General features: G+C 61.2%; 5 protein-coding genes. 4 read left to right on the forward strand and 1 reads right to left on the reverse strand.

Going from position 1 to position 2771, the window contains the following annotated elements:
* Window positions 1–251, reverse strand: a 251-nt coding sequence (locus tag ACE3P2_RS06085; RefSeq protein WP_374262177.1) for an RAQPRD family integrative conjugative element protein, incomplete at its 3' end; no start/stop codon positions are given.
* Between the two features lie 203 nt (window positions 252–454).
* Here ACE3P2_RS06085 and ACE3P2_RS06090 point away from each other — a divergent pair.
* The 4 genes from ACE3P2_RS06090 to cap8 form a co-directional block, all read left to right on the forward strand.
* On the forward strand, window positions 455–925 hold the full coding sequence (locus tag ACE3P2_RS06090) for a helix-turn-helix domain-containing protein (RefSeq protein ID WP_003050245.1): 471 nt from the start codon (window positions 455–457) through the stop codon (window positions 923–925).
* On the forward strand, window positions 922–1497 hold the full coding sequence (locus ACE3P2_RS06095) for a PIN domain-containing protein (protein ID WP_003153636.1): 576 nt from the start codon (window positions 922–924) through the stop codon (window positions 1495–1497). The genes ACE3P2_RS06090 and ACE3P2_RS06095 overlap by 4 nt, the downstream gene beginning before the upstream one ends.
* A 17-nt stretch (window positions 1498–1514) precedes the next feature.
* A complete protein-coding gene (locus tag ACE3P2_RS06100; protein ID WP_016852809.1) occupies window positions 1515–2429 on the forward strand; it encodes an AAA family ATPase in 915 nt (304 codons plus the stop codon).
* Window positions 2426–2771, forward strand: a 346-nt coding sequence (gene cap8, locus ACE3P2_RS06105; RefSeq protein WP_374262182.1) for a type III CBASS phage resistance system CD-NTase-associated protein Cap8, incomplete at its 3' end; no start/stop codon positions are given. The genes ACE3P2_RS06100 and cap8, both read left to right, overlap by 4 nt.

The following is a 2771-nucleotide window of genomic DNA, read 5'->3' on the forward strand; positions in this document are numbered from 1 at the left end:
ACGCGCGCCAGGTCAGCCAGCAGCCGCGGGTAGTCGAAGTGGTAGCGCTCGCCCGGCTGGATGGGGGCATGCGCGGCGCTGTCCGCGACGGTGCGCTCCAGCGCGTCGAGCTGGCGCAGTGCGGCGACCAGCTCCTGGCGCTGCGCAGGGGACTCGGCCAAGGCCATCGGGGACTGACCCAGCAGGAGGGCCGTCACGAGAAGAGTGGGTACGCCGCGATGCGCGGCGCGCAGCCAGATCGAAGCCACCATCGCGCCATTCCTGTGTGATCAGCAATGGGGTGATCGTGGAGATCAGGGCTGTTTTAGGCCGCAAACAATAGGAACTGGCGGACGACCGGATTGGGCATGCCGCGAGCGAACCTACAAAAGCCCGGGTCGCGTTTCGATTATTGCGTTTTTCGAGTGTTTCGAATATGATCGGCTCTGCAACCGTTTTCGCTTAGGAGCTACCCATGACCACCGCCACTGCCCAATCCAAGATGACCCTTCCCGCCGCGGGAGAGGTTAAGGCAGCCGTCCAGGGTCAACGTGCCTTGGCGGCTTACCTCGCAACCCAGTTCGAGACGCAGCACATCCAGATCTTTGATGACCACAAACAGGCTCATCAGGTGGAACTGCCTACCTCGGCTTTACGCCTGCTGGTCGACATCCTGGCCGAGTTGGCCGATGGCAATGCAGTAAAGGTGGTGCCCGTCCATGCAGAGCTGACGACCCAAGAGGCGGCGGACTTGCTCAACGTGTCCCGTCCCCATTTCGTCAAGCTGCTAGAAGATGGGGTGTTGGCATTTCATCGCACCGGCAAGCACCGCAGGGTGAGGTTCGCCGATCTGATGCAGTACAAGGAAGCGCGCGAGCGCGCCAGTGAGCAGGCGATGGCCGAACTCGCTCAGCAGTCGCAAGAGTTGGGAATGGGATACGAATGAGGCATTCCCCATTCACCGCCGTCTACGACGCGTGCGTTCTATATCCCGCGCCACTGCGGGATTTCCTGATGTGGCTCGGCCTGTCTGGCCGCTTCCGGGCGCGGTGGAGCCAAGCCATTCATGAGGAGTGGAAACGCAACCTGTTGATCAACCGCCCCGATCTCACCCGGGTTCAGGTCGACAGGACGTCGGATCTCATGGACAGGGCCATTCCGGACGGCTTGGTGGAGGGCTACGAAGCGCTCGTGGCAGGCCTGACATTACCCGATCCGAACGATCGGCACGTCCTGGCTGCGGCGATTCGCTGCGGTGCGAGCGTGATTGTGACGTTCAACGAACGTGATTTCCCGAACGATCTGCTGGCTCCGTACGGCATCGAATCGCAGCACCCCGATGAGTTTGTGGACAACCTGCTGGATCTGGATGCGGCCGCCGTAGTGTCGGCTGCGCAGCGCCAGCGTGCCCAACTCAAGCATCCGCCGATCGATGTGGACCGCTATCTCGAAATCCTGCTGCGCCAAGGCCTTGTGCAAACGACCAAGGTGCTGGCGACCTATCGCACCATTCTCTGACCCGCCGAGAGCCACGGATGACCAAGAATCCTTCATCAGACGCCACTTTGCCGAAAGGCATCCATCGAAGCTGGAAGCTGCCGGATAAGTCGCTGGGTGACTTGTGGGATTCGATCGTGATGGACGAAGCCATCAAAAAACAGTTGCTGTCACAAGCGATCGTCAACTTCACGGTGCGCCCCAAGGTGGAGCGCACGGTACTCCCCCTGCACGGCGTGATCTTGTTGGTCGGCCCGCCGGGGACTGGGAAGACCTCCTTGGCACGGGGCTTGGCGCATCGTGTGGCCGAATCTTTTTCTTCTGCGAAGTTTCGATTGCTGGAAGTGGAGCCTCACACGCTGACGAGCTCTGCAATGGGAAAGACTCAACGCGCCGTGGCAGACCTGTTCTCGCAATCGATCGCAGAATCCGCAGCGGCGGGCCCGACGATCGTCCTTCTGGACGAGGTCGAAACGCTTGCGGCTGATCGAGCGAAGCTCAGCCTGGAAGCCAACCCGGTTGATGTGCACCGGGCCACCGACGCGGTGTTGGTGCAGTTGGACATGTTGGCCGAACGCAACCCGCATCTGCTGTTCGTGGCCACCAGCAACTTCCCACAGGCCGTCGACAGTGCCTTCCTATCTCGTTGCGACATGGTGATGGAGGTGCCACTGCCCGGCAAGGATGCCTGCAAGCAGATCCTAGTGGACTGCCTGAATGGCCTGGCAAAGACATTTCCGGGGATTGGCAAGCTTTCCTCGGCTCACCAGTTCGACGTGTGCGCTGGCGAGTGCGTCGGATTGGATGGTCGGGCCATTCGCAAGGTCGTAGCCAACGCCCTCGCGGCCGACCCGCAAGTGGCTATCGATCCGAACAAGCTTTCCGTAGAGCACCTGCGCAGTGCGATACGACAGGCAAAGCAAATGCGCCTTCAAGGAGGGAAGCAAAAATGACCACCGTTGTCAGCCGGACGTTTCGCAGCTCGCCGCACCGCGATGCGTTGCAGACATGGGATGCCATTGTCGAACTGCTCACTCAGGGCAAGGACGGCACGGCTCGCTCTGAACTCAGGGCCGTGACGGGCGTGGCCGCCAGCTTGATCGCCGACCAGGCACCCAAGAGCGCGCCCATCGTTGCGACATGCGATGGACCACGGACCAGGATCTACTGCCTCTTCGACGAAGACGCGATCGATGGTGATGATGCCAACGAAGAAGTCTTGGGGTTCGAGCCGTTGAAGGGAGACTGGGGAGTCTCGCTGCCGTGTCCGAAGGAGCAGCTCGGCTGGGTGCAAA

Origin of the sequence: Zoogloea sp. (genome assembly GCF_041911615.1) — a bacterium.
GTDB lineage: Bacteria > Pseudomonadota > Gammaproteobacteria > Burkholderiales > Rhodocyclaceae > Zoogloea.